This is a genomic window from Bradyrhizobium sp. MI1.4, assembly GCF_055811315.1.
Genome location: NZ_JBVVPP010000132.1, coordinates 1 through 1,070 on the forward strand (window position 1 = coordinate 1; position 1,070 = coordinate 1,070).

Here is a 1,070-nt window from a genome sequence, read left to right on the forward strand (position 1 = left end):
GTATGGGTCCCCTGAGTTCACAAACGAAGTGCAACACTTCCATCTGGAGGTGTTGCCATGGGGCGGACTTACAAACAGCTCTCCCTTGACGATCGATGCGAGATTGCCCGCCTTTCGGCCAATGGCGGCTCGGTCGGGCAAATCGCGGCAGCTTTGGATCGGCCGCCATCAACGATCTCTCGGGAGCTGAGGCGGAACCGTGGCAGGCAAGTCGGCTACAAGCCAAGCTATGCTCAGCAGCAGACCCGGGCGCGGCGCTGGAAGGGCTCTCGCCTCGAGCGGGACGCCAGCTTGCGCCGCGAGGTCTTGGCAGGCTTGAGCCGCGGTTGGTCACCCGAACAGGTCGCAGGCAGGCTGGCCCGGGAACGTGGCCGTAGGGTGATCTCCTGCGAGAGCATCTACCGCTTCATCTACGCCCAGATCACACGCACGACGGACTTCACCTGGCGGCGCTATCTGCCTCGAGGCAAGAGCAAGCGAGGCCACCGCGGCAAACGAGGCGGGAGCCCCGCAAGCTTCATCGAAGGCCGTGTTTCGCTGGCAGAACGGCCTGCCGAGGTCGCCGATCGCAAAGTCCCGGGCCACTGGGAAGCCGATCTGATGATGTTCTCCAAATACCGGCAGGCCATCCTGGCCGTCCACGAGCGAACCTCGCGCCTGCTGCTCGCCGTTCCCATCGAACGCAAGTTCGCCGCCGGTATCGCTAGCCATCTCGTACGCCTGTTCAAAGCCGTACCGGAGGCACTGCGCCGTACCGTCACCTTCGACAACGGCACCGAGTTCGCCGCCCACCTTTCCTTGCAGAGCCTCTTGATGAAGACCTTCTTCTGCGACCCGCACGCGCCGTGGCAAAAGGGCGGCATCGAGAACGCCATCGGCCGCTTGCGCCGCTTCATCCCCCGAAAGACCGACCTCGAAAAGCTCCCAACCAGGCGCTTCCGTCAGTCCATTGCCGCCTACAACAACACCCCGCGCAAATGCCTTGACTTCAGAACCCCGGCAGAGGCCTTCTCCTCTCAACTGTTGCACTTCGAGTGTGAATCCACCTCCTGGCTTTCGCCAGGACGACG

General features: G+C 63.1%; 1 protein-coding gene. It reads left to right on the forward strand.

Annotated features, from left to right (window positions below; genetic code table 11):
* Nucleotides 1–57 precede the first annotated feature (57 nt).
* Nucleotides 58–1,070, forward strand: a 1,013-nt coding sequence (locus AC0L23_RS39935) for an IS30 family transposase (RefSeq protein ID WP_085383107.1), incomplete at its 3' end; no start/stop codon positions are given.